Source organism: Paenibacillus sp. 11B (assembly GCF_030487755.1).
Lineage (GTDB): Bacteria > Bacillota > Bacilli > Paenibacillales > Paenibacillaceae > Paenibacillus > Paenibacillus vandeheii.
In genome coordinates, this window is record NZ_JAUKNS010000011.1 from 26,131 (window position 1) to 50,899 (window position 24,769).

General features: G+C 47.6%; 25 protein-coding genes. 4 read left to right on the plus strand and 21 right to left on the minus strand.

Annotated elements, in window-relative coordinates; all coding sequences use genetic code 11:
* Positions 1–131: 131 nt before the first annotated feature.
* Both Q0V21_RS31435 and Q0V21_RS31440 read right to left on the minus strand, forming a co-directional pair.
* Positions 132–566 (minus strand): BrxA/BrxB family bacilliredoxin, encoded by a 435-nt coding sequence (locus tag Q0V21_RS31435; protein ID WP_053779648.1) that lies wholly within the window; start codon positions 564–566, stop codon positions 132–134.
* 169 nt (positions 567–735) lie between these two features.
* Positions 736–2,421, minus strand: coding sequence for a two-component system sensor histidine kinase NtrB (locus Q0V21_RS31440; protein ID WP_301882387.1), 1,686 nt, complete (start codon positions 2,419–2,421; stop codon positions 736–738).
* Positions 2,422–2,617: 196 nt separating this feature from the next.
* Here Q0V21_RS31440 and Q0V21_RS31445 point away from each other — a divergent pair, with 196 nt between their 5' ends.
* Positions 2,618–3,886 carry a BaiN/RdsA family NAD(P)/FAD-dependent oxidoreductase gene (locus Q0V21_RS31445; RefSeq protein WP_079348868.1) on the plus strand — a complete coding sequence of 423 codons (1,269 nt, stop codon included), beginning with the start codon at positions 2,618–2,620 and terminating at the stop codon, positions 3,884–3,886.
* 188 nt (positions 3,887–4,074) lie between these two features.
* Here Q0V21_RS31445 and Q0V21_RS31450 read toward each other — a convergent pair whose 3' ends face one another.
* From Q0V21_RS31450 to Q0V21_RS31475, 6 genes are all read right to left on the minus strand, one after another.
* Positions 4,075–4,458 carry a hypothetical protein gene (locus Q0V21_RS31450; protein ID WP_079348867.1) on the minus strand — a complete coding sequence of 128 codons (384 nt, stop codon included), beginning with the start codon at positions 4,456–4,458 and terminating at the stop codon, positions 4,075–4,077.
* 114 nt (positions 4,459–4,572) lie between these two features.
* Complete coding sequence (locus Q0V21_RS31455; RefSeq protein WP_301882390.1) at positions 4,573–5,823, minus strand: ABC transporter permease; 1,251 nt, start codon at positions 5,821–5,823, stop codon at positions 4,573–4,575.
* Positions 5,824–5,841: 18 nt separating this feature from the next.
* A complete protein-coding gene (locus Q0V21_RS31460) occupies positions 5,842–6,573 on the minus strand; it encodes an ABC transporter ATP-binding protein (protein ID WP_079348865.1) in 732 nt (243 codons plus the stop codon).
* A gap of 356 nt (positions 6,574–6,929) precedes the next feature.
* On the minus strand, positions 6,930–7,346 hold the full coding sequence (locus tag Q0V21_RS31465; protein ID WP_301882392.1) for a type II toxin-antitoxin system death-on-curing family toxin: 417 nt from the start codon (positions 7,344–7,346) through the stop codon (positions 6,930–6,932).
* On the minus strand, positions 7,343–7,606 hold the full coding sequence (locus Q0V21_RS31470; protein WP_079348863.1) for an AbrB/MazE/SpoVT family DNA-binding domain-containing protein: 264 nt from the start codon (positions 7,604–7,606) through the stop codon (positions 7,343–7,345). The genes Q0V21_RS31465 and Q0V21_RS31470 overlap by 4 nt, the downstream gene beginning before the upstream one ends.
* A 375-nt stretch (positions 7,607–7,981) precedes the next feature.
* Positions 7,982–9,301, minus strand: coding sequence for an MFS transporter (locus Q0V21_RS31475; protein WP_301882394.1), 1,320 nt, complete (start codon positions 9,299–9,301; stop codon positions 7,982–7,984).
* Positions 9,302–9,771: 470 nt separating this feature from the next.
* Here Q0V21_RS31475 and Q0V21_RS31480 point away from each other — a divergent pair, with 470 nt between their 5' ends.
* Entirely contained in the window at positions 9,772–10,233 is a 462-nt protein-coding gene (locus Q0V21_RS31480; RefSeq protein ID WP_024632985.1) for a MarR family winged helix-turn-helix transcriptional regulator, read from the plus strand.
* An 80-nt stretch (positions 10,234–10,313) separates the two neighbouring features.
* Here the strand turns inward: Q0V21_RS31480 and Q0V21_RS31485 are convergent, their stop codons facing one another.
* From Q0V21_RS31485 to ltrA, 5 genes are all read right to left on the minus strand, one after another.
* Positions 10,314–10,499 (minus strand): hypothetical protein, encoded by a 186-nt coding sequence (locus tag Q0V21_RS31485; protein WP_024632984.1) that lies wholly within the window; start codon positions 10,497–10,499, stop codon positions 10,314–10,316.
* A gap of 31 nt (positions 10,500–10,530) precedes the next feature.
* Complete coding sequence (locus Q0V21_RS31490) at positions 10,531–11,016, minus strand: hypothetical protein (RefSeq protein WP_079348861.1); 486 nt, start codon at positions 11,014–11,016, stop codon at positions 10,531–10,533.
* A 119-nt stretch (positions 11,017–11,135) separates the two neighbouring features.
* On the minus strand, positions 11,136–12,644 hold the full coding sequence (locus Q0V21_RS31495) for an MDR family MFS transporter (RefSeq protein WP_301882491.1): 1,509 nt from the start codon (positions 12,642–12,644) through the stop codon (positions 11,136–11,138).
* A gap of 34 nt (positions 12,645–12,678) precedes the next feature.
* A complete protein-coding gene (locus Q0V21_RS31500; RefSeq protein WP_301882396.1) occupies positions 12,679–13,251 on the minus strand; it encodes a GNAT family N-acetyltransferase in 573 nt (190 codons plus the stop codon).
* Between the two features lie 200 nt (positions 13,252–13,451).
* The gene (gene ltrA / locus Q0V21_RS31505) at positions 13,452–14,744 is read right to left on the minus strand and encodes a group II intron reverse transcriptase/maturase (protein WP_301882399.1); all 1,293 of its coding nucleotides are present in this window, start codon (positions 14,742–14,744) and stop codon (positions 13,452–13,454) included.
* Between the two features lie 366 nt (positions 14,745–15,110).
* Between ltrA and Q0V21_RS31510 the strand changes: the two genes are divergently transcribed.
* Positions 15,111–15,332, plus strand: a complete 222-nt coding sequence (locus tag Q0V21_RS31510; RefSeq protein ID WP_301882400.1) for a hypothetical protein — start codon at positions 15,111–15,113, stop codon at positions 15,330–15,332.
* Positions 15,333–15,377: 45 nt separating this feature from the next.
* On the opposite strand, the gene Q0V21_RS31515 is transcribed toward Q0V21_RS31510, so the two are convergent.
* Positions 15,378–15,674: a hypothetical protein gene (locus Q0V21_RS31515; RefSeq protein ID WP_024632980.1), complete on the minus strand. Its 297-nt coding sequence runs from the start codon at positions 15,672–15,674 to the stop codon at positions 15,378–15,380.
* Positions 15,675–15,860: 186 nt separating this feature from the next.
* Between Q0V21_RS31515 and Q0V21_RS31520 the strand changes: the two genes are divergently transcribed.
* The gene (locus tag Q0V21_RS31520; protein WP_079348860.1) at positions 15,861–16,349 is read left to right on the plus strand and encodes a GAF domain-containing protein; all 489 of its coding nucleotides are present in this window, start codon (positions 15,861–15,863) and stop codon (positions 16,347–16,349) included.
* A gap of 159 nt (positions 16,350–16,508) precedes the next feature.
* Here the strand turns inward: Q0V21_RS31520 and Q0V21_RS31525 are convergent, their stop codons facing one another.
* The 7 genes from Q0V21_RS31525 to Q0V21_RS31555 all read right to left on the minus strand — a co-directional run bounded on the left by Q0V21_RS31525 (position 16,509) and on the right by Q0V21_RS31555 (position 24,525).
* Positions 16,509–17,324, minus strand: coding sequence for a MerR family transcriptional regulator (locus tag Q0V21_RS31525; protein ID WP_301882404.1), 816 nt, complete (start codon positions 17,322–17,324; stop codon positions 16,509–16,511).
* A gap of 360 nt (positions 17,325–17,684) precedes the next feature.
* Positions 17,685–19,109: an aldehyde dehydrogenase family protein gene (locus Q0V21_RS31530; protein ID WP_301882406.1), complete on the minus strand. Its 1,425-nt coding sequence runs from the start codon at positions 19,107–19,109 to the stop codon at positions 17,685–17,687.
* An 86-nt stretch (positions 19,110–19,195) separates the two neighbouring features.
* Positions 19,196–19,618 carry a universal stress protein gene (locus tag Q0V21_RS31535; RefSeq protein ID WP_079348857.1) on the minus strand — a complete coding sequence of 141 codons (423 nt, stop codon included), beginning with the start codon at positions 19,616–19,618 and terminating at the stop codon, positions 19,196–19,198.
* An 18-nt stretch (positions 19,619–19,636) separates the two neighbouring features.
* Positions 19,637–20,857 carry an MFS transporter gene (locus Q0V21_RS31540; protein WP_024632975.1) on the minus strand — a complete coding sequence of 407 codons (1,221 nt, stop codon included), beginning with the start codon at positions 20,855–20,857 and terminating at the stop codon, positions 19,637–19,639.
* Between the two features lie 141 nt (positions 20,858–20,998).
* The gene (locus Q0V21_RS31545; protein WP_301882409.1) at positions 20,999–21,439 is read right to left on the minus strand and encodes a helix-turn-helix domain-containing protein; all 441 of its coding nucleotides are present in this window, start codon (positions 21,437–21,439) and stop codon (positions 20,999–21,001) included.
* A 244-nt stretch (positions 21,440–21,683) separates the two neighbouring features.
* Positions 21,684–22,043, minus strand: coding sequence for an SdpI family protein (locus Q0V21_RS31550; RefSeq protein ID WP_285080285.1), 360 nt, complete (start codon positions 22,041–22,043; stop codon positions 21,684–21,686).
* Between the two features lie 100 nt (positions 22,044–22,143).
* Positions 22,144–24,525, minus strand: a complete 2,382-nt coding sequence (locus Q0V21_RS31555) for a heavy metal translocating P-type ATPase (RefSeq protein WP_301882410.1) — start codon at positions 24,523–24,525, stop codon at positions 22,144–22,146.
* Positions 24,526–24,769: the final 244 nt, after the last annotated feature.

The following is a 24,769-nucleotide window of genomic DNA, read 5'->3' on the forward strand; positions in this document are numbered from 1 at the left end:
ACACCCCGTTTCTAAATTAATGAAATTTGATGTCCATTTTGAAAGGTCCGAATGGTTCAATAACCTTATTCGCTCAAAATGAAACGCCCCGGCATCGGTCATCCGAAAGGCGGGGCGTTTGCTTGAGCTAATTAACGGCAGTAACGGTCAAACACACTTGTGAGCTCAGCCGCGATTTCCTCTGCAGAACGGTCTTCCACTTGATGACGCTCAATAAAATGAACGAGTTCTCCGTCTTTCATCAAAGCGATGGAAGGTGAAGATGGAGGATACGGTGCAAAGTATTCACGTGCTTTTGCTGTAGCTTCCTTATCCTGACCGGCAAATACCGTGTACAGGTGGTCTGGTGTAATATCATGCTGAAGTGCTTGGGATACACCTGGACGGCATTGACCTGCGGCACATCCGCAGACCGAGTTAATAACAACCAGAGCGGTTCCTTTGGCATCCGGCAAACTTGCTTCAACCTCTTCTGGCGTACGCAGCTCCTGAATTCCCAAACGAGTCAAATCATCCCGCATCGGTTGAACCATATCTTTCATGTATTGATCAAATGACATAGACATTTCGGTTTCACTCCTTAAACATGTAGGTTCTATTATTTAAAAAATTAAATGCTTTTGTGCTATTCCTATTATACATCGCTAATCAATGAAAGCAAGGTTCAAAGACCGCCTGCGGAAAGGCTTCTTCTACAATATTATGTCTCAATCCTTGGCAAAACATGCTTGAAGTTCAGCGTTGGAATGCAACCTTGAACGTTGTACCCTGACCTTCCTCCGATTCGACGGTAATGGTTCCGTTATGTCGTTCAACAATGCTTAGACACATGGATAATCCCAGTCCGGTTCCTTTGGCTTTGGTCGTAAAAAAAGGTTCGAACAGCTTCTCCTTTTTCACTCTGGGTATACCCGGGCCTGTATCTCGTACACACAGCTCCACCGTGTCATCCACCAACCGGGTCTCCAGTGTAAGCACGCCTTTTTCATTCATGGCTTCCATCCCGTTGCGAGCCAGATTAAGTACCACTTGTTTGATTTCCTTTGAATTCAGATGTAGCTTGGGCACATCGTGAGCCAGCATAAATTCAATACTCTGACCTCGCAAATTTGCATCCGCCCATAACAAAGGACTTAGTTCATGAATGATATCATGCAGCTGAGATTCTTCTTTCTCGGCAATTCTATTCTGCGCCAATGATAGAAAATCATTAATAATGCTGTTTGCCCGATCAAGCTCTTCCAGCACGATCCGGTAATAGTGATCCAGGGATTCCGGGCTCTTTTCCTGCATTAATTGAAGAAAACCACGTACAACCGCCATTGGATTTCTTACCTCATGGGTAATACTTGCGGCCATTTGTCCGACAAGACTGAGTCGATCCACATTATCGAGCTCGCTTCGCAGCATTTCAAGCTCAGTAATGTCCTGAATGATCAACATGGCTCCTATAGCCTCTCTTGGTTCTGGGGATAATGCGTAAATAGGAACCGTCCGGGACTGGAACACGTTTGAGCCATAACGCACTGTCAGCCCACTCACTTCTCCATGAACAATGGCTTTGCGAATACTGTTCTCCATCTTGTCTGCCTGAGCTTGTTCGACAAACTGGCTAGCGGGTTGCCCAATCAAATCAGGTGTTGTTGTGCAGGGCAGTTGATCCCTCGCCGTTTGCTCCATGGTATCATTCACGAACTGCACGGTCCCCTCCCTATCTACGGTAGCTATGGATAAAGGAACAGCATTCAGAATTTGGTTAAGCTTTTCCGTTTCGGCTATGTATCGATGATGAACTTCGGACAAATGCTGCTCCAGCCCCCTGTGATGCTGCATCTGTTCAATCCAGAGCATACTAAGACTTCCGGCGAGGATTGCACCGATCGTGTATCCCAGAGTTGGCAATAGCCCATGTACTATTGAGAATGTTGTTTCAATGGATAGGATATATAGCAGACTGTCCACAACCAGCTCTGCCGTTATCAAGGCGATAACTGTTCCCATTTTGCGTGAACGTGTATAATGCTTGAATCGTTTGGCTGACAACCATACAATAGGATAGAGAAGAATGCCCGTTTGAAATAGAAATCCGTACAAATTATAGGGATGCGCAAAGAGAAAATAGAAGAGTATCTGGAGAAGAGACAGCGTTAGGCCTACGCGGGGCCTGCAATACAATATGACGAGCGTCAGGGGCACAATGCCCAAGGAGATGGGAACGGATACTGGGCTTCCATAGAGAGCAAAAAGCAGACACAGTAACATGCTCACCACACTGGTCGCGGCAAAACTGGTCAGTATCATCCTGTGATATCCTGCCTTGGCGACCGTTTGCTTGGAGAGCCCCAAGTGCAATAATGGAATCAGGAATACCGCAGCTCCTGCAAGCAGTATTTGTAAAAGAATGTCCTTCAACGCAACCACAATGCCATCTCCCTCCTCTGCCTGCACATTCCCTTATGTATTTCTGATTAAAACATAGGCGACAGTATATTACAATATATCCCTTAAGACTGCATAATAGAACTGCTAATACATTTGTATTGTTTCATAAACAGGCAGGAGTAGACAGCTTTTTCGGAAATCAGACAAAATCAATGAAAAAAGAGGGTAATAACGCATGTATGATGTCATTGTAATTGGTGGTGGATCTGCGGGCCTTATGGCCTGTGTTGCTGCTGCCGAGCATGGAGCCTCCGTGCTTCTGCTGGATAAAGGAGATCAACTCGGCCGCAAACTCGGGATCTCTGGTGGCGGTCGCTGCAATGTGACCAATGCCAAGGAGACGGATGAACTGATCCGGCATATTCCGGGCAATGGACGCTTTTTATATAGTTCATTTCAGAATCTGGACAATCAGGGAATTATGCGTTTTTTTGAAAATCTGGGTATTGCCCTGAAAGAGGAGGATAACGGGAGAATGTTCCCGGTAACCGATAAAGCCAAAACGGTGGTAGATGCGTTGGTAGGCAAGATCATTTCCCTTGGGGTTGAGATTCGCACCAAACAGCCGGTTAAGGAATTGATTCAGAACGGTCAACACGTGCAGGGCGTGAAGCTGGCATCTGGTACAACCGTGCTTGGACGCTCTGTTATTATCGCTACCGGGGGCAAATCGGTCCCCCAAACCGGCTCAACCGGGGATGGCTATCCTTGGGCTGAAGCGGCTGGCCATACGATTACGGAGCTATATCCGACGGAAGTGCCAATTGTGTCTGGTGAAAGCTGGATTCAATCCAAAGAATTGCAAGGCTTGTCCTTGCGGAATGTGGGGTTATCTGTTCTGGATGCCAAAGGCAAATCGGTTATCTCCCATCGCGGAGATATGATCTTCACCCATTTTGGCCTATCCGGGCCGATTGCGCTTCGTTGCAGCCAGTTTATTCGCAAAGTGCAGATGAAATCCGGACAACCACAGGTCACGATGAGTATTGATCTGTTCCCGGATCTGTCTGCCGGCGCTTTGGAAGCCCAGGTTCAGCAGGTGCTGGAGCAGGAATCCCGAAAGGCTGTCAAAAACATACTCAAAACATGGGTTCCTGAACGCATGATTCCATTGATGATGAAGCGTGCAGAGATCAGCGAAGACCTCACATTCCACCATTTTCCCAAAGGTATGTTAACTACGTTAGTGGGGTTGATGAAGGCTTTTACCTTCCGCGCAGACGGTACACGTTCTCTCAAGGAGGCCTTTGTAACTGGCGGGGGAATTCACTTAAAGGAGATATACCCAAAAACAATGGAATCCAAGCTGCTGCCGGGGCTATTCTTTTGCGGTGAAGTCCTGGATATTCATGGCTACACGGGAGGCTACAATATTACCGCTGCCTTCTCTACGGGGTATACGGCGGGTATGCATGCTGCAGAATATAAAAACAATCGCTCATAACATGAACCTACGATGTTGATGGACGGATTCACGTTCCACATCAGCTAAGGTCAATAAGAGTATTAAAAAAACCTCGAAATCCCACTATCGTGGGGTATCGAGGTTTTTATATGATATATGCCCATTCAAAATCCTTGTTACAAACACGTTTACATACTAAGACAAACAGCGGCATCACCCATATGTCTTTACGCCTTCACACTGCCCGAGAATCCATCGACTGAATCATCGAAGGTCGGATCATCATCCCGGTTATGCATCCCCTGTTCAGGATTGCTCCCTTGGCTTCCACTCGCATAACCTTCATGCCAATCTTCATTCACGAGATGAGCTGGAATAGATATATTCTGAAACTGATCCAATCCATCGGTTTCGGAAAGAAACACGGCACTTCCTCCGTGAGACTGTACGATTTCCACAGCAGACTGCGTATCCTGACGATCTGTAGGAATATACAATTCGAGCGGTCCTGACTGATATGGTTTATACCCCAGTTCCTCCAAAGTTGCTTGCGCAGCGAGCAGCGCTGCATGATCTGCGAAGTGCACCTGAAGTTCACTATCATCCATCATAATTTTTCCTCCTTGCGAGAGCTGATCTCTTATCTTCTAAAATGTTAAGATTCGTCTCCTCTAGCATGGTCAGTTATTTCATCGGATATGCTACTGCACAAGGAAGAATATCATTTAAGCAGATCGGATGTAACGAATCCAGCCTGTTACAGACAGGACGAACAGTCCAAATGCCACAGCAGCCGCAGCTGTAACGATACCTTCGAGCCAACCCAGCCAGGCTGCCCCCAGTGAATATCCCATTAGAATCCCGATCGGAACGAATAACATTCGGACCATGGTCGTCGCAGCTTGATTCAACGCCTCGGCATCGTAGGATACGAGCTGAACATAGTCGGAGGTTGCAAATACATCCCATGAACGATAAAAGAGCACGCTCAGCATAATAATTAATAATCCACACACAATCACATTGACCGGAAAAGGGGGCAAAGCAACGGCAGCGATGGACAGGCCACCAAGCTGCAAATACAGTTTCATGGTCGATGAGTTACGAAAGAATGCCTTGAATGCCGTCTCAGCTGTCCGATTAGAGATGGATCGATGACGCAGCAGCTTGCGCGGCTTGCGGAATATCACGGTCCGAGTGCGCGGCGCTTTGGGCTTGGTGATGGAGCGACTTAGTATAAGTGCTGTAAGCTTCAGTCTTTCCCGTAAATCCTCTCTCACATCGCCCTCAAAGGTCCCTTTCATCTCCAGCCTCATTCGGCCAACCATTATTAGTAGAAGGATTGCGGCCACGATGCCTGCAAGCAGTGTCCAGATCTGCCCATGCATCCAAAACGTTGCCCCAATCGTGATAATGCCCATTGCAATTGCGAGTGGAATCATGCGAATCCAGCGTCTCCAGCCGGTATACCGTACTTTTGTCATATGGAGCACAATTACCTGAAATGAAGCCACTGCGCCAAACCAAATCGATATAAGCGCGATATGGATAATTGACATGTCATACACACGGGACCATAGTGGTGCGGTCAACGCGGTAATTGCAATCATTTTGCCCAGATGCTGTATACAAGCCCGGTAGATCCCCTGTCTCATCAAGGTGCGCATCCACAGTGACCTCGACTTCAGGAATAACACATCCGCTTCTTCCACAAATATAATAATTCCGCCTGTGAGCATAACAATGTCGATTAGTCCTGTCAGTGTAGGCAGTGATAATCCGGTCGCCCATGAGGGAAGCGGTTTGGACCACAAGCTCATATACCATCCGCTAAGATACAACAGACCCGGAACAAGCAGATATACCCATACCGTCCAATCTACTACCAGTTTCAGGTTTTTCAACTGTTCATTGAAGTGCTCCTTGCGCCTGCGTTTATATAAACCAAGTGGTGTGTATGTTTGAAAGGTCTGCATCTCTTCTCCCCTTCCCGCTTAGGATGTCAGTGTGTCAAAACAATCGAATAATGAGGCTTCCGGCAAATCTGCGGCTGCACGGATTTCATCCAGCGTTCCTTCAGCAGCGGATTGCCCGGCATGGATGAGAATAAAACGATCACAGATTCGCTCAGCGGTATCCAGTACATGCGTTGACATAAGTACACCTGCACCACGGCGGCGCTCATCGTCCAGCAATTTCAGAAAATCCTTGGTTGCTCGCGGATCCAGTCCGATAAAAGGCTCGTCCACAATATATACATCCGGCGAGGACAAGAAGCCGATCATCAGCATCATTTTCTGCCGCATGCCCTTGGAGAAACTGGCCGGAAGATCATTGCGAACGTGGTCCATACCGAAACGAACCAGCAGTTCCTCCGCCCTGGCAACAAAGACATCTTCCTCCATCTCATAGGCGGCCGCGGCCAGGTCGAGATGTTCCCACAGGGTCATATATTCGTAAAAAACAGGCTGCTCCGGGATATAGGCATAGCGACCGTCTCCTCCAATGGTTACTTCATATTTTGCATGCTCAAGCAGGCCAAGCAATGTTTTGATGGTCGTGCTTTTGCCAGCCCCATTCGGTCCGATAATGCCTACCAATTCTCCATGAGCCACGTGTAATCGGATGTTTCTTATCGTGGATTGGCCTGCATCATATCCTGCTTCCGTAATATGTACGTCCAATATGGACTCCTGTGCGGGTATATCTTTGTTTTCGCTTTCCATATCATTCACTCCCTGTCCTGTCAGGTGCTTGTTCCGTTCTTTATTGTTATTGTAATCGAGTTCGTGAGGAATTGTTTGATCATTTTGAGCTTTTGTATTCTATATTAAATGGAACAAAGATATTTTACTCTTACCACTCCGATGCCAGAACAACCTTCCGATCGCTGTTATCCCCAGATTTTTTTGAATTCCCTTTTTCAAAGGGGAAAATCCGGGGATAAAGGCGAACGCTCCGCTTCTTCAGGTTATTTCTGTCCTCTCCGTTCTCGTGTAAATGTTTAGTTCAATTTATATAGATTATAAATTGGATTTAGATAGGAAATTAAAGAAAACAATAAATCATAGTAAGGAATGACCTATTGTTTCTTTTCTTCGTTTTTGGAAAAGCAGTATGTACGGATAGTCAAGACTACATCTTCAAAAGTATATTTGTGATTCACCATATCAACGGTAAAGTCCTCAGCCAAAGATTGTTCCATTTTGAGATGCAGATTGTTGTAACGCAGAAAGATAACTAATGCAGTAAAAGCAGTCCTTTTGTTAGCGTTATGGAAAGGATGATTTTGCCCCAAGGACTCAAACAAGGCTGCCGCTTTTTCATATATTGTTGAATACGCATCATTAGAAAAAGCGGAGGACCTGGGTCGCAGTACAGCAGATTCAAGCAGACCAGAATCCTTTACCCCGATCTGCTCCCCCGGACTGTAACGTTTTATCATGGCTACGTTGATAGCTATAACTTCTTGGACAGTCAAATATCGGATTTGGTTCATCTGTCTTTAAGACCTTTCAAAGCTTGGTCATATTCATCCATAACATCAGAGAGTGTATCCATAAAATCACTGCTGATTCCATTCGGTAAATTAACTTTTGTCGACTTTTTAATAACAATTTCTCCGTTGGACTGGTCTACCTCGATGTGAACCATATCTCCCTGCTCAAGTCCAAGTTTCTTTAAAGCATCTGTCATGGTCAGGCCCAAACTATTACCAAATTTAGTTACTTTTCGTTCCATCTCTGTCACCCTATTCATTCAATATCCCTCCTTAATTATATTATTCAACTGTTATAACAATTATACTAACACTTAATCAACTCTATATAAATTCGAAATTTAAAGTATCCTTGTTGCGTGTTCCAGTAAAACGTAAAAAAGCAGGGGTCCGGGGCCCCTGCTTCTTTATATTACAGTGAAAATCTCATATTACCGAGTTGACTCCACCACAGTTGAAGTTTCGCTTTCTGCATCTGCATTTACGTTCAGACTCAGATTCAGCGCTCCACGGCACGTTTACTCAAAAGTTTTTCATTCAAAAAGTTTAAATTTTAATGAAAATCCTGCCAATAATTTCCCCATCTCCTACCACAGGAATCAGAGTACTTGCAAACTTATTTCACTAACCTGTAATCATGAATTTGCTGCAAGACTCCCATCCATGTCCTTCTTTGTTTGCCTGCGAATCACTACATACAGCACACCCAGCAACGTCAGCAAAATGCCTGAACAGACAAAAGCCGGAATAACTCCGAACGAGGTCACCAGAAATCCGCCTACCACCGGACCCATGATGTTACTGGCCGTCATGATGCTGCCAACTGTTCCAAACACACGCCCCGTCATGGATTCAGGGGTTTGTTCCTGAAGTAGAATTTGGAACGGAACAATGGCAAATCCAACACCTACACCTGCCAAGGCAAATAACGATATCAGCAGCAAATTGGCGCCAAGCCCGGCATGCGGCCATACTCCTACGATCATTCCTACTGCACCAATGACAAGACCCATCAATGATGTTCCAAGCCCCATCTTGATGACATGCCCTGCCTTTTTCCACTTCTGAACACTCATCGCGGCAATTAACGTACCCACACCGCTGGCCGCCACGCACCATCCGAGCAGATCACTCGAAATACCGGGAAGCTGTCGAAATAAGACTACCGTCTGTGAATCCGCAAATTGCAGAAACAGCAGAGCTGAGGCAAGCAGGACTAGAGAGGTTCCCACCTGAGGCAGAGATGCGAGCATACGGATGCCCTCCATTGTATCTTTCAAAAACGTAGCTTTTTTACCTGCTTGAGCAGTACCTGCTGTCTCTTCCTTTACCTGTAATACGTTCTGATTTGCAGATTGGATCACCCGGGCTCCAGGAATCCATAGCAAAATAATGCCGGAGATCAGAAAGGACGCGGAATCCAATGCAAAACACCAGGTGATCCCAAAAGCGGCAACCAACAGCCCGCCAAGGGCCGGACCAACAATTTTGGACATCTGTTCAATCACCGAGCTGATGGACATCGCCTGCCCCAATTGCTCCTGCGGTACAATCTCCTTCAGCTTGCCGTTCTTGGCCGGTGAGAACACCACATCGAACAAAGACTTGAGAATAAGTAATACATACACATGCCAGAGTTGGTCGGCAAAAATAAGCCCGCCAACGATCACAATTCGCGCACCATCAGCAACGATCATCAGCCACTTCCGATTAACCCGGTCCGCCAGCGCCCCTGCAAATGGACCCGTAAGCAAGACAGGCAATGCTGCACACAGTGTGGTAAACGTAATCTCCCACGGCGTGGCATTCCAGCGAATGCCCACCAGTGTAAGGATTGCCAGCAGATGCAGCCAGTCTCCAAGATTGGAGATGGCCTGCGCAGCCATCAACGTTATGAAGGACCGATTGTGCTTCAGGGGTCTTCGTTCCTGCATTGTTACTCCACTTATCATCATTCTTCTCCTCCGCCCTCAACCCAATCATGATATGAATTCATTATAAAGGGCAGGCTGTGCCCCCACCTCCTGCCAGAGACGGAGAAGAAGCGGTGTCTTCAGGATGATTTTTCCAGAACTTATTGAACTAAACATTTACACGAGAACGGAGAGGACAGAAATAACCTGAATAAGCGCAACGTTCGCCTTTATCCCCGGATTTTGCCCTTTAAAAAGGGAATTCAAAAAATCTGGGGATAACAGCGATCGGAAGGTTGTTCTGTCAGCGCAGTGACAAGTGTAAATATTCAATCGTTCAATTTATATAGACAAAAAATGATTAAATTTTAATTGCTAAAAATGCAAATCTTGTGACATATCGCATGTTTTTCACACAAACAGACGCTTACAATAAAAACATGGCGACCCTCTGAATCGTCAACTGTCAGTTCATTATCAATTTCAAACTAATCTGAAAAGGCGGGATCAGCATGCTGGAATTACAGGAAATCGGAACCGAACGTTCTCTTCATCTGTACCGCACCTTGGCCCAGACATTTAAGAGCGTGAATGAACACGCTGTATCCGGAAGCAAAGTGCATGGCTTCAACCCCACCGCTTACGGGGTGCTCGAAGTGTTATATATGAAAGGAGCACAGCCCATTCAACAAGTCGGTGCACAGCTTCTGCTGCAAAGCGGGAATGTCACTTATGTCATTGACAAGCTGGAGCAAAAAGGACTTTTGCATCGCAAACACTGTCCACAGGACAGACGCATCATTTTTGTAGAACTGACCGAGGAAGGCCAGCGTACCATGGATGAAATCTACCCAGGCTATGCACACAAAATTGATCGTGCTGTCAGCGGACTGAGCGAGGATGACAAAACATTGCTGTCTGAGCTGTTGGAAAGGCTTGCACTCGGTGCAGATCGTTTATCCGCAAACGGCTAGGACCAGCCCCTATCACCTGATCCAAATTAAAAATAACCGGTTCGCCTAAATAGGCGGCACCGGTTATTCGTATGTGTTAATCAAAGGTACAGAATCCACATCAACACCGTGAGGGCTGCGACGACCAATCCACCTGCAATCAGCAAATCGACAACGTATCTGGAAAGATCTGAGCGACTGTGCCCCTCAATCTCCCTCTGAGTCTCTTCGTACTTGCGTTTGGCTTCGTCTTCCTTCGACGAATTCAGATTATTGGGAAACATCATCCTCACCTCTACTCCCAATGAGATATCTATATTATTTTGTGTTGGTTTGCCTCTGATTACGGGCTTTATTCACTATCCATCCCAGACCGGATTGCCACAACAAAAAAACAAAGGTTGTTATTACTACGTATTGATAAGGGCCGACATACTGGAAGGCATCCATTTTGAACACAAAGATGGAGAACAACAGTGCACTGCCTATACCCAAAAGAAAATAAGTTCCGATTACAGATATCACCCTTGTTACAGGTCCATTCAATCTCAAGGAAGCAAGCACATTGTCCGCAAATAATGATAAAGGCAGGATCAGAAACAGAAGAACAGCTACATTGATAAGAATGCTTATGATCAATGTATACCAGAAAGGATAGTAATATGTATGTTCAGCTCGTTCAGCTAAGGGAACATATTGCATGAGTTCGACAACCATAGGAAGCGAAATACATGTTAGAAGGGCTGCCAGCGACTTGATTGAAAATGGCACAAACCAGTACGATTGCTGCGATTGTTTTCTCATCTTAACTCGCCTCCCATTCTATTACTGAACATTACAGAAAATCCCTTCTAGAAAATAATAAACAAAAAAGCAGCCAAGAAACAGCTGCCTTGATTCAAGAATTATTCTTTTTACTTTGTTTACTTCCCTGAAGCTTGCGCTTGCGGCGGAGCATCTGCATCTTCGGGAACGATTAGCCGTTTGCGCAAGGCCAGTGTCGTCACCCACGAGATAATGGCAATGACAAACATGATAACGAACAATGAGTGCAGACTTCCTTCCAGCACGTTACGCAAAAGTGACCATTTTTCATCCGACAGGGCAGCTTCCGTATGCGGGGCAAGCAGTTGATTCAGGTCCCCATCCGAGATCCCCGCCTCCGCCAGATGCTGCTCGCTCGACAACGTTGATATTCGATAGTTCAACCAAGTGCCGAAGGCTGCTGCACCAATGGTTTGTCCTAGCGTACGCATGAAGGTATGTAACGCCGTGGACGATCCACGCTCCTTATATCCGACCGAAGACTGCGAAATAATTGTGAATATCGTAAAAGCAAACCCGAAGCCGAGTCCATATATAAAGGTCAGAATAAACAGTACGGACTGGGGCGACGTCCCACCGACCAGGAAGAGTCCTCCCGAGCCTATGGCGATCCCGGTTAATCCAATCACTGCCGTTAAGCGTGATCCAATCTTCATTAACAGACGGCCCGCAAGAACGCTGCCGATCAGCCAGCCGACTGACATGGGTGCAAGCAACAATCCCGATTCAGTCGCATTACCGCCCCGAACCCCCTGCACCCAAAGTGGCAAATAACTGGTTAGGCCAATCATCAGGGTACTAGTCAACAGTCCGGCGATATTCGCCACCCGGATGTCCCGAATACGGAACAGATGGAGAGGAACCATCGGGGCCTGAGCTCTCTTTTCCACTACAAAAAATAAAATCATGAACAAGATAGCCACAATGCTCAATCCCACAATAACAGGAGAACTCCAGGCGTAATACTGTCCACCCGCCGACAATACAAAGAGCAATGCGGTGATACCGACGGTAAAGGTCAACGCACCCATGTAGTCAATTTTTGCGGTACGCGGAGACATTTCTTCCTTCAAATAACGAAATACAAACCACATTGCCAGCAGTCCGAATGGCAAATTGAATCCAAAGATCCACTGCCATCCCAGATTGTCTACAAAATAACCGCCCAGCAGCGGTCCTGCCAGAGAGGATATGCCCCACACGGAGCTGATCCAGCCCTGTATTTTGCCTCGTTCTTCAATCCGATAGATGTCACCGATAATCGTAAACGTAACAGGCACAACTGCACCTGCACCAATCCCTTGAATCGCACGATAAATAATCAGCTGCTCCATGTTCTGCGAAAGGCAGCAAAGAAGCGAGCCTAGTAAAAATAAGGCACAACCAATCAGGAATACCGGCTTTCGTCCGTATATATCACTGATTTTGCCGAAAATCGGCGTGCTGACAGCCATCGTTAACAGATAAGCAGTGAAGATCCAGCTTAGCAGCTGTACACTACCCAGTTCACTGACAATGGTTGGCCCTGCCGGACCAATTACGGTACCTTCAATGGCCGACAAAAAAGTCGCCAACAGCAACCCCGCCAAGATGAAGCTGCGATTCAAACCTCCTGTTGTATTCACACAAACCCTTCTCTCTTTAATTCTCTCTCTTGCGCAAAAACTCATCGTATAGCAGGGAATACATCACCATATCCTTATATCCGGTAGACGTATGCTGCACCTGACGCAGCAGTCCTTCCCGCGTGAAGCCGTGGTTCGTCAGAAACTCACCCGAAGCGAGGTTACGCGGATCAACCAGCGCTTCAATTCGATTGAGACCCATCGTCTCATACCCAAACGGCAGCATAACCGAAAATGCTTCCGTCATATAACCGTAACGCCAGTAATCGCGCCCCAGTTCGTAACCGATCTCACCCCGAAATGCGCCTTCAAGCTGCCAAGTATTATATCCGCAGCTTCCGATAAGCCGGCCCGTTTCCTTGAGTTCAATCCCCCAGCGAATCGCCTCCTCTTCTCCTGCCATATGATTCAGCAGCCCAATCATATCCGCAGCCTCACTTGTCCCAATCATGGGCGCCAAATTCATATAACGTGTCACTTCCCGGTCAGACCAGCAAGCGAACATCTGGGCCGCATCCCGGCGGCGCATTTTGCGCAAACGCAGCCGTCCTGTCTCTAGTTCGGGAATTCTCCCTTTGCATTTATACATGAAAAGACACTCCGATCCGATCCATCTCCACAGACCATAAGATTCAATAGCCATCTAACCATAACCTGCACCGAATGGCAACTGTTCAGTCATCGTACTAGAGTAAAAGGCTGGGCAAAACCCAGCCCCTCCTCATCAAACCGTACGTGAGGTTTTCCCTCATACGGCTTTCCGATGTTCGTCATTCATGGGCATGCAAATTACAACAGCGTTTTTAGTCCATATTGGCCGGCGATATATTTAACCTCAGATACTGAACCCATCCATTTTCTGCGTTGTCTCTTCTTCGCGTACCACCGTGTTAACCGTTGCAAAATATACCAGTCCAGCTTAGCTAGTCTCTTTTGGCTGTAGTTCGTGTAGTAATAATTTCTCCACCCTTGAATCTTCGGATTGAGCCATTTCACATGTTCCGCGAACGATCTGGATCGCATACTCGGTGGAGACAGTCGCTCTTTAACGACTCCACGAATACGTTCTTCCGCCTTTTTGGTTAGCCATTGCTGCGTGGTATAATATACCTTCCCTTGCGAAGTTTCTGCTTTCGTTTTTCGGTGGTGCATTCCTAAGAAGTCGAATCCCTCGTCTCCTGTCCATAGACCTACAATGCGAGTTTTGGTCGGGTGCAGGGTTAGCTCCAGACGTTCCATAATTTTGCCTATGAGTTCATACGCATGCTCGGCGTCCTTTTTGGTTTTACAGATTACTACAAAGTCGTCTGCATACCTTGTCAGTTCTCCCAGACCTCTTCCATGTTTCTCCCATAGTCGGTCAAAATAGTTCAGATAGATATTCGCCAGAAGCGGTGAGATCACACCACCTTGCGGCGTTCCTAAATCGGAGCGCCTTACGTTTCCTTCTTCCATCACTCCCGCCTGAAGCCACTTCCGTATTAATTTCAGTATCCGCCTGTCGTTGATGCGCATCTGCACCAATTTCATCAGCTTCTCTTGATTAATGTTATCGAAGTAACCTTGGATATCGACGTCGACTACCCAATTCCCTTTGCGGTTGCAAGCTTTCCGAATTCGTTCCAGCGCTCCTTTCGCACTTCGTTTCGGGCGAAATCCAAAGGATACGTCCTCAAAATCCGCTTCAAAGATGGGTTCAATCACGAGTTTCGTTGCCATCTGTATGACTCGGTCGCGCACGGTGGGTATGCCCAGCGGTCTTTGCTTCCCATCTTTCTTTGGGATATAGTGCCGCCGTACAGGCTGCGGATGGTAGTTGCCTTCTTTCAACGCTCGTTCGCAGTCCTTGAGGAAGTTCATTTCTCCTTGTTCCTCCACATCTGCCAGCGTTATGGCATCTACACCTGCCGCTCCCTTGTTCGCTTTCACTCGTCTCCAGGCTTCGTACAAGACATCCCACCGGTAGACTTTGTCGTACAAGGCATGGAATTTACGCTTGCTGTTCTCCTTGGCCACATGACCTAGCTTATCTTGGAGTTGTTGAACTTTTTCCTTTGGTGTTGTTAGCCGATTGGCATTCACTCACTCGTACCTCCTCCAAAAGCATAAACAACGCAGGGCTCCTTCCCTCCCCAAGGTTATGTTGTCCTTGGGTTCTTCGGTACTATGAGCCCCTCGGACTCCCTTCCCACAGACGTTTCACTTCGTCTTTTGGACTTATAGAGTGTCTCTTTACGAATTCCTAAAAAAAAAAAATCCGAGTGGGGGAGGGTCTCCCCAGTTCACTGCATGATCTTTCAAGCCATGCCACTCCCTCTACGCCGGAAGGTTCTTCACTGTTGTTCCAAGTTCTACACAGCTTCCTTGGCCTTCGTCTATGTGATCGAGACTCGACACCTTCTTTTCCCCCTTGCAGGGCCTTTTTGACGACGCGGCAGGATTCACTTTATGTTGCGGCCTGGCTTGTTGCTCGCCCTGTCTCTGACAGGTACTTTTGTCGATGCGCTTTTGCACACGGATTTCGCCATATGCAAGCATCCTAGCTACCAAGGTGGCTTGGCCCCTCCTTGGGTTGGACTTTCACCAACAAGATCATGCGTGCCTCTGGGCACGCATCACGTCAAAAAACCGGGCGCTTCCGCTCCCGGTCTTGTTGTACGTATCGATTAACTCAAGTTTGCATGAAATTTCGGGAGACTTTGACCCAAGGTAGATTTAGGCAGTAGACGTCTTCTTGCCCGTCGCCAGCAATTCCTCACTAACCCGGCCAAGTACAGCTGTGATTTCCTTAAACTCCTCAATGCCAGTCCCGGTAAGACTCCATTGATCTCCATGGGCGGTCAGGAAGTTCTCTTGCGTCAGATGCTCAAGCTCCTGCTTGATCTCCCGCTCACCAACGCGATATCCCCGTTCTTCCAATAGAGGCAATGCGTCGCTAACGGTTAAATCCTGATTTTGGGCCAAATATAGAAGATGAATTCGTACAAAAAGATTCTGTACCTCTGCATGCATAAGCCAAGCTCCTTCCCGGGTTGTAGCCCGCCGTGGTTGCTAAGTAATTACCCCACGCAGGAAGATGAGAAACAGGAGGAATTTTCAGGCAAGACCTGCCTTTTCCGAAATCCTCCGCTTGACTAACCGCATACTCTGCACTATCTTGAAAATAAGTACCATTTTTGCTCGGGAGGGTGATTCATCATGTTTCAAGCTGTTTCTTATGAAGGAACACGAAGCGAGCAGCAAACCGCCGTCCTGGGACAGTTAAGCGCTCTGATCCGCGATGAACCTAGCGACATTGCTAATCTGGCAAACGCTGCGGCGTTGCTCAATGTATTTATGACCGATACCAATTGGGTCGGATTCTACCTGTATGATGGAAAAGAACTTGTACTCGGTCCATTCCAGGGACTGCCTGCCTGCATCCGTATTCCACTGGGACGCGGTGTATGCGGCACTTCTGCTTCGGAACGACGTACGATTGTCGTTGAAGATGTTCATGCCTTTCCAGGCCATATCGCCTGTGATGCCGCATCGAACAGTGAAATCGTAGTACCTATTATCAAAAACGGCGAATTGTACGGGGTGCTCGACATCGATAGCCCGCTCAAGAACCGTTTTGACGATGAAGACCGCATCTTCCTGGAAAAGGCGGTAAGCCTGATTACAGAGCAGCTGGAATTATCCTAACTGCCTGAAGGGACATGTTCATTAAGCAGATGAAGCATTCATCAGCTTTACGATGATGTGCAATAACAAAGAGCGCACTCCTCACTAGAGGAGCTGCGCTCTTTGTTATGATTATTTTCTTCACACCCATGTTCTGCTCGCCCATGATACTTTATGCATCTAGGATAAATCCTGTTCCGCCTTAATCATCATCCCGTCTCGCAAAAACTCGGCCAGCTTGGGGTGATAGCCATCATACATCTGGCGAAAATTTTTGTGCTCGACATACAGATTGCCCAGATCACGGTAAATCTCGGCCGTTGGTGTGTAATAATCCTTGATCCATTCGAGATGTCTGCCAATAATTTGTTGTACCTCCAAGCTGCCGGGGGTTAACCCCTCCTCAATGGCACCCTGCAAGTCCAAATGAATCCGGTCAAGCTTCGCTTGCGAATCGAGAAAATCTTCCTTTGACTTCATCTCCTGGCCCTCGGGCATGGTGGATTGCTCCAAGGAATGGACGCCTTGCTTCTGAGCGGCTTTGGTCTGCTTCTGTTCGTAATAATCATGCTTTGCCGCATGATCAGAGGTCGTTTCATTTAAAAGCCTGTGACGTCCTTTATTCGAAAAGCCTGCGTACAGTTCATCCTCATCCAGTTCCTGCTCTCCTCGTAAATAGGAAATGGTTTTGTCCAGTGTCTGGATCATCCTGTGAAGATGAAGAGCCTTCTCCAGCATCTCGATCCGATGCTGCTGCATAATACGGATCATGTCCCGGGGAGTATCCCTGAGCATGGGGGCGATTTCTTCCTCCTCCATGCCTACTTCTTTACAGAACAGTATCTGCTGCAGCCTTAGCAATTCCGGCTTCTCATAGTAGATATCATCATCTTGACCCACGAAGGCAGGATTCAGCAGACCTGTCTCTGCGTATTGTCCCAATTCATTAAGACTTACACCGGACATTCCGGATACATCAACCATGGAATATGCCACTTGAATACACCTCCTGTCTGGCCTGTATGCTCAGGCTTGCTCATTCTGCATTTTATTTGAATTTTGAGTGAGAGATTATAAAACGTTCGACAATCTGTACCCGAGTAATCCGTTCATTTCTCTGGATAAATACACAATACTTCGTTGATATGAACGGCATGTAATTGATAGATTCGCGGTATGATAAGTATTTATACCCTTCTCATCAAATGTGAACCCGGGGTCAGTGAAGAAAAGCTATGTATTTTTTACGTTAAGGACTGAATGTTAAAAAGCTAAAAAATCCTGCACCCGCTAATTCGGGCACAGGATCACCTTGTTCTATTTCATCTCGAATATCCGCTCATTTATAGGTCGATCTTAATTCTTGTTAAACATGACAAACTTCAATTCCGTCATTTCCTCCACGGCATATTTGACACCTTCACGCCCCATCCCGCTCTGCTTCACACCGCCATAAGGCATATGGTCCACACGGAATGTCGGAATATCATTAATCATTACGCCACCAGCTTCGATGTGGTCAGCAGCATGCAATGCGGTATGAATATCATTGGTGAATACACCTGCCTGAAGGCCATAGATGGAATCATTCACATGCTCAATCCCTTCTTCAACCGAATCCACTTTATTAATGACAACGATCGGCGCGAATACCTCCTGACAAGACACCTTGGCATCACGCGGAACGTTAACAAGCACCGTTGGACGCAGTACGCCTCCCTCGGCTTCGCCGCCTGCTGCAACCTCAGCACCTGCCTGCTTGGCCTCATTAATCCATTCGAGCGTACGTTGTACGTCTTTGGATGTGATGAGTGCAGAGACAACGGTATCCGGGTTCAGCGGGTCTCCTACCACGACTTGTTTCGCCTCTTCAGCAAAACGGCGAATGAACTCATCCGCGACCGCGCTGTGCACATAAATCCGCTGCAATGAGATACATACCTGACCTTGGTAAGTAAAAGCCCCAGTCACACATCTCGTTACCACCTTGTCCAAATGGGCATCCGCGTCTATAATGACGGCCGCATTTGACCCTAGCTCCAATGTCACCCGTTTCAGTCCGGCTTTGCTGCGAATGCTTGTGCCTACAGCGGGGCTGCCTGTGAATGTAATATGAGCCACATCAGGATGCTCTACAAGCACATCACCAATCGTTTTGCCTTCACCGCTCACCACATTCAATGCCCCATCGGGTAATCCGGCTTCCTGAAGCAGATTGGCGATGTAATAGGAAGACAGCGGCGTCTGCTCCGCAGGCTTCAGTACAATCGTATTGCCTGCTGCCAGCGCCGGTCCTACTTTGTGAGCCACCAGGTTCATCGGAAAATTAAACGGCGTAATGGCTCCGACAACGCCCAAGGGCTGCCGCATTGTGTATCCTATGCGTCCTTCTCCGCCTTTGGCTGCATCCATAGGAACCGTCTCCCCAGTGAGTCGCTTGGCTTCCTCTGCGGCGAAACGATACGTTTCCACTGTACGATCAACTTCAGCGAGCGCCGCAGTAATCGGCTTCGCTGCCTCCAGTGCAATAATGCGTGCCGCTTCTTCCTTCCGTTCTTCCAGCAGGACAGACAGCTTGTAAAGAATGTCTGCACGCTGATGGGCAGGCATTCTGCGCATCTCTTTGCGAGCCTGAACTGCGGCGGCAATCGCTGCTTCTACTTCCTCAGCTGACGCCGAGGATACTTCTGCCAGTGTTTCTCCAGAGTACGGTGCCTGAAGTGTTATATAATCTACTGATTCGGTGGGCTTGCCCCCGATGAACAGATGTTGTTTTTTCATCGCTGCATCCTCCATTCATGTTTTCCGCAGAGTATTCCCATACCTATTTATACACCACTTTGGCATCATCAACACAAGTCATACCTCTAATTGACAGTCATCACCGGACATTCTGCATGTTTCAAGACGCCGTGACTGACACTGCCCACCACGATTTCGGCGAGCATGCTTTTCCCCGCTGTTCCCATCACAATAAGATCACAGTTTCTATCCTTTGCTGCCCGGCATATCTCATTCACGGGATCACCGGCAATCAGCAAAGTTTCATAATGAACAGAACGAGCACCTATCAATTCATTAACGGGTTGTATGATATGCTGACCTTCTTCAGCGATCCGCGCTTCCAGATCCACGCCAAGTGCGGGCTCATTCAGCGAGATCGAAGGATTGACATGAACAATAATCAACGTAGCCGGCTCTTTCAAACTTTCTGCCAGAACAACCGCTTGCTCCAAAGCCTTGTGTGCATGCTCCGACCCATCGACAGCAACCAATATTCGTTTCAGCATTTTCCATTCCTCCTGTTCTTAATGATGCGTAATGGCAGCATCGATATCGCGCAGATGTCTGCGGCGTACCAGAAGCACAACGACCCCGATCAGAACCATCAATGCGCCAAAATAAAACGGTGTCTCCGGCAGGAACCACTCGGATAACTTACCAGCAAGCCATGGTGCCAACGCACCGCCAAGGAACCGGACAAAGCTGTAGGCAGCCGATGCCACAGAACGTTCCACGGGTGCAGCTTCCATGACTGCCGTTGTAATTAACGTGTTGTTGATCCCAAGGAAAATCCCGGCAACGATAACAGCTACGATAACGGTTGTGGATGATCCCATCACCGTACCTACCGCCATCACCAGCAAATCAATTGCGAACAGGGTCAGCATAACGCTCATGGAAGGAACCGATCCGAATCGGCGTTGCAGTCTAGGTGCGACAAATACAGACGTGATCGCCAGCATCAGACCCCAACCGAAGAATACATAACCGAGTCCGTGCTCATCCAGATTCATGACATAAGGTGAATAAGCCATCAAGGTAAAGAAACCAAAGTTATACAGGAAGGCGGTAATCGCCAATGTTTTTAGTGAAGGATAACCCAGAGCCTTGAACGGATCGGACAAGGAGCTGCGTGTTTTGGGTTTGGCTATCTTGGGCAGCATAAACGTAATACTGATAAAAGCAATCGCCATCAGAACAGCTACACCATAGAACGGGCCACGCCACGAGATAGAACCCAGTTCACCACCGAGCAATGGACCAACGGCAATCCCCAGACCAAGCGCTGCTTCGTACAAAATAATGGCTTTGGCTGTCCCCGAAGTGGACAATCCCACGATAGCGGATAATGCGGTTGCGATGAACAGGGCATTCCCCAGTCCCCAACCACCACGGTAACCGACCAGTGCACCTACGGTATCAGATGTCCCGCCCAGGAACGAGAAAACAATGATTAGCAAAATCCCGCTGAGCAGTGTCCACTTCACACCAATCCGGCTGGATACAACACCCGTAATGAGCATGGCAACCCCGGTAACCGCGTTATAACTTGTAAATAATAAAGATACCTGGCTTTTGGAAGCATGCAGCTGATCTGCAATCGCAGGCAGAATCGGGTCAACCAATCCTAGTCCCATAAAGGAGATAATACAGGCGAAGGCTACTGCCCATACCGCTCTGGGTTGGGACAGCAGGCCTCCACGGGATGACGGTAATTCGTCAGGTAACGAGGGTTCTCTTTTCATACATCATTCCTCCTGATTCATGATTTATGTTGTGAAATAAATTGTGAAAACAATGAAATTCTTGTCTTCATTTTCAGAAATATGGGAAAGAAAACGGCACAAAGGACACCGGATCTCCCGGTGCTTATCGTGGAATATGAATTATGTGTCATTCTCATGCCCTTCTAATCGTCGAATGCCGTTCTGAACCCGTTCACGCAATTCCTCAAGTTCCTTCTGCACGGCATGAATGCTCTGAAGTTTCTGCTCAATCAGCTCCAGCTGGTCGTCCAGCGTCGTTTCCATCTTGGTGAGCTTCTCGATCCGTTCTTTTACTTCCGTGGTCTGCTGGTAGTCAAAACGCTGTTCGTTCAGCGCATCCGCCGTTGCCACATAGGTATGTAGCTCCTGAAGTGAGAATCCCAGCACTTCCTTCGCCCGGACCACCTTTTTCAGATAATCGATATCTTCTCGGGTGTATAATCGTGTGCCACCATCCGTCCGCTGAGGTGAAGGCATAACACCAATCTCTTCGTAATACCGAATGGTACGCTTGGTCAAACCACATTCCTTGGCTACGTCATCGATTTTATATAAACTCATTTCCTTCACCTCACTTTCATTATATGTCTATAATGTTATATACATAATTATATATATCATTAACGTTAACGTCAACGTTAGATTTTCGACCGGAATATGTAGTATGTCTCAAACATCGACTGAATATCTCAATAAAAGATTTCCAATATGTTGTTAAATGTAGTTATTATTCTCTGCCTCTATAAGACGCAAAAAAGATCCGCTCTCACGGATCTTTCATTCAGGTCGAATTCACATCATACTTCTAAGCGCCTTGCTTCTTCTGTCCCTGCTGCTGAACACGCTGCATTTCCTTCAAGCGACCTTCAACCTTGGTAAACAGCCGTACCGTATAGAACACGACAGCGAAAAGACTCAGAACCAATGCTTGTACATCGGTAAACCAGAAACCAAGAATACCAAACACCGTAATAATGACACCAAACTGCATCATCAGATTGGCGCTGTATCGTTGTGCTTCTTCCCACAATTCCGGGTTACTCATCGCGCGTGGGGTACGGTATCCATATATGCCATTGATTCTTTTAGGCGGTTTTTTGTAAACCATTAACCCCAATACGAAATAACACACGCCGCATATCAAACCAACAATTGCTCCAGCCACAATGTCCTCCCCTAACTCCATTCAAAATACACAACAGTTATTAAAACAAAAAAACGGCTCTACGTATATACGAAGAGCCGCCCGGATCGTTTCGTAAAACTTAGATGTCCTTCACCCGCAGTACACGCATGGCGTTCAGGACAGCCAGCACGGTCACCCCTACATCAGAGAATACCGCTTCCCACATGGTGGCAATTCCGAACACACCCAGCAGCAGGAAGATCGCTTTGACACCCAATGCAAAACCGATATTTTGCCAGACAATGGTTCGTGTCCGTTTTGCAATCCGGATCGCACTCGCCAGTCTGGATGGTTCATCCGTCATGATGACCACGTCTGCCGCTTCAATAGCAGCATCCGAACCGAGTCCGCCCATCGCTACACCTACATCGGCTCGCGCCAAGACGGGCGTATCGTTAATGCCATCACCGACAAACACCATTTTCTCTTTTGGTGATTTGGAAGCTTCAAGCCGCTCTAACTGCTCGACTTTATGCTGTGGCAGCAGCTCTGCGTATACTTCATCGACACCCAGTTCACGCCCTACAGCCTCACCAACAGCCTTGGCATCCCCTGTCAACATCACTGTTTTGCGGATGCCCAGCTTCTTGAGCGCCTGAATAGCTGCCGCCGCATCGTCCTTCACCTCATCGGCAATGATCAGATGGCCCACATACGAACCTGATTCGGCAACGTGCACCACTGTGCCCACGGATTGTGGAGTCGTGTAGGAGATGCCTGCCTGTTCCATTAATTTGGCGTTACCAGCAAGCACTTCACGTCCATCTACACTGACCTTGATGCCATGTCCGGCTACCTCATCGTAATCGTCCACACCTTGTGTACGGATATCTTTTGCCCAAGCTGCACGAATGGATTCAGCAATCGGATGATTGGAATGGGCTTCGGCAATCGCAGCAAGCTCCATCAATTCTTCTTCCGTGCGCCCACCTTCAGGACGAATCGCTGTTACTTTGAAAACACCTTTGGTTAGTGTACCCGTTTTATCAAAAACAACGACTTTGACATCGTTCAGTGCTTCAAGGTAGTTACTTCCTTTGATGAGTATACCGTTACGTGAGGCAGCTCCGATGCCACCGAAAAAACCAAGCGGAATGGAGACGACCAGCGCACACGGACAAGAGATTACGAGGAACACCAGTGCACGATAGATCCAATCGGCGAATGTTGCACCACTAAGCACCAGCGGCGGAACGAGCGCAATCAATGCAGCCAAAATAACAACAACCGGCGTGTAATAACGGGCGAATTTGCTAATAAAATGTTCCGTTTTGGCTTTGCGGCTGCTTGCATTCTGCACCAGGTCCAGAATTTTGGATACCGTGGATTCACCAAAGGTTTTCGTTACTTCAATGGTCAACATCCCGTTTTTGTTCACGAACCCACTCAGCACATCACTGCCGGGCTCCAGTTCCCGAGGCACCGACTCACCCGTCAGAGCGGACGTATCTACCATGGAACGACCTGCCTTAACGATCCCGTCCAGAGGCACCCGCTCGCCCGCTTTGACCACGATGCGATCTCCAATGCGCACTTCTTCCGGAGAAACCCGCTTGGTCTCTTCTCCCGTACCGATCAGCATATTGGCATAGTCCGGGCGAATATCCATAAGGGACTGAATCGACTTCCTTGAGCGATTAACCGCCATTCCCTGAAACAGCTCACCGAGCTGATAGAAGAGCATGACCGCAACACCTTCGGGGTATTGACCAATGGCAAAAGCACCAATGGTGGCGACGGACATGAGGAAGTATTCATCGAATACCTGACCGCGAATAATGTTTTTGAACGCCTGGAGGACGATATCTCCCCCTGCAATCAGATAAGCAACAACATAGAGTGCAAGCTGCGCCCATCCTTCCAGCGGAGACCAGATCGCCGCTGCCAGCAGAATGGAGCCTGCCGCCAGACGTGCCAGCAGCACCTTCGTCTGCCCAGCGCCATGTTCATGCGAGTGTCCGGCGTGCGCGTCATGATCGTGACCGTCTGCATGTTCGTGATCGTGACCGGCATGACTTCCATGATCATGCGCGTGCCCTTGGACGCTGTGTTGATGGGCGTGGTCATGTGCATGATCATGGTCATGGGAATGACCAGCATGATCTTGACCACTCGGCGTGTGCTCATGCGTGTGGGCTCCGCTGCCTGCGTGTGCGTGCACATTGCCGTTGGCGCGGTTTATTGAATCGGCAGCAGCACGACTGCCTTGTGATGATTTATTTTTTTCCGAAATACGAATATGCGGCTCCAACCGAAGAACTTTGCGCTTCGCTTCTTCCACCACCTGCTCATCCATATCGGATGTGGTGTGCATGGATAAGGTTTTAGTTACAAAATTAACCGAGCAATCGGAAATACCTTTAATTTTTTTGACGCCATTCTCAATCTTCAATGCGCAGTTCGCGCAATCCAATCCATCCAGCAGCAGTTCCCTTTTCACCTGTTCCTGTCCGGTTCCCATGTGAACTCTCCCCTTTGCAGTACGTAAAACAAAGTTATCCGTAATTTTTTTGATCTTACAATCAATATATGAGCAATCATTCATATGTTTTGTTAACCCTATTATATGCACGCTTAAACATGAGTGTCAACAATTCCAGTTGATTTTTCATACAGAATATGCTAATAGTAATCATTTCGCTTTAGACGTTTTTTGGATATAATAGGCTTATCGAAGAACATTTGATCAAAGGTTGAGTTCATAT

Coding starts and splice junctions, on each gene's coding strand:
- Q0V21_RS31530 (WP_301882406.1), bottom strand. CDS start 19,109: ATGAAAAAACAACATCTGTTCATCGGGGGCAAGCCCACCGAATCAGTA.
- Q0V21_RS31460 (WP_079348865.1), bottom strand. CDS start 6,573: ATGGAAAGCGAAAACAAAGATATACCCGCACAGGAGTCCATATTGGAC.
- Q0V21_RS31555 (WP_301882410.1), bottom strand. CDS start 24,525: ATGGGAACCGGACAGGAACAGGTGAAAAGGGAACTGCTGCTGGATGGA.
- Q0V21_RS31470 (WP_079348863.1), bottom strand. CDS start 7,606: ATGAATAGGGTGACAGAGATGGAACGAAAAGTAACTAAATTTGGTAAT.
- Q0V21_RS31455 (WP_301882390.1), bottom strand. CDS start 5,823: ATGCAGACCTTTCAAACATACACACCACTTGGTTTATATAAACGCAGG.
- Q0V21_RS31465 (WP_301882392.1), bottom strand. CDS start 7,346: ATGAACCAAATCCGATATTTGACTGTCCAAGAAGTTATAGCTATCAAC.
- Q0V21_RS31480 (WP_024632985.1), top strand. CDS start 9,772: ATGCTGGAATTACAGGAAATCGGAACCGAACGTTCTCTTCATCTGTAC.
- Q0V21_RS31490 (WP_079348861.1), bottom strand. CDS start 11,016: ATGAGAAAACAATCGCAGCAATCGTACTGGTTTGTGCCATTTTCAATC.
- Q0V21_RS31450 (WP_079348867.1), bottom strand. CDS start 4,458: ATGATGGATGATAGTGAACTTCAGGTGCACTTCGCAGATCATGCAGCG.
- Q0V21_RS31540 (WP_024632975.1), bottom strand. CDS start 20,857: ATGAAAAGAGAACCCTCGTTACCTGACGAATTACCGTCATCCCGTGGA.
- Q0V21_RS31485 (WP_024632984.1), bottom strand. CDS start 10,499: ATGATGTTTCCCAATAATCTGAATTCGTCGAAGGAAGACGAAGCCAAA.
- Q0V21_RS31435 (WP_053779648.1), bottom strand. CDS start 566: ATGTCTATGTCATTTGATCAATACATGAAAGATATGGTTCAACCGATG.
- Q0V21_RS31515 (WP_024632980.1), bottom strand. CDS start 15,674: ATGCATGCAGAGGTACAGAATCTTTTTGTACGAATTCATCTTCTATAT.
- Q0V21_RS31445 (WP_079348868.1), top strand. CDS start 2,618: ATGTATGATGTCATTGTAATTGGTGGTGGATCTGCGGGCCTTATGGCC.
- Q0V21_RS31535 (WP_079348857.1), bottom strand. CDS start 19,618: ATGCTGAAACGAATATTGGTTGCTGTCGATGGGTCGGAGCATGCACAC.
- Q0V21_RS31510 (WP_301882400.1), top strand. CDS start 15,111: ATGTTGCGGCCTGGCTTGTTGCTCGCCCTGTCTCTGACAGGTACTTTT.
- Q0V21_RS31520 (WP_079348860.1), top strand. CDS start 15,861: ATGTTTCAAGCTGTTTCTTATGAAGGAACACGAAGCGAGCAGCAAACC.
- Q0V21_RS31545 (WP_301882409.1), bottom strand. CDS start 21,439: ATGAGTTTATATAAAATCGATGACGTAGCCAAGGAATGTGGTTTGACC.
- Q0V21_RS31500 (WP_301882396.1), bottom strand. CDS start 13,251: ATGTATAAATGCAAAGGGAGAATTCCCGAACTAGAGACAGGACGGCTG.
- Q0V21_RS31475 (WP_301882394.1), bottom strand. CDS start 9,301: ATGATGATAAGTGGAGTAACAATGCAGGAACGAAGACCCCTGAAGCAC.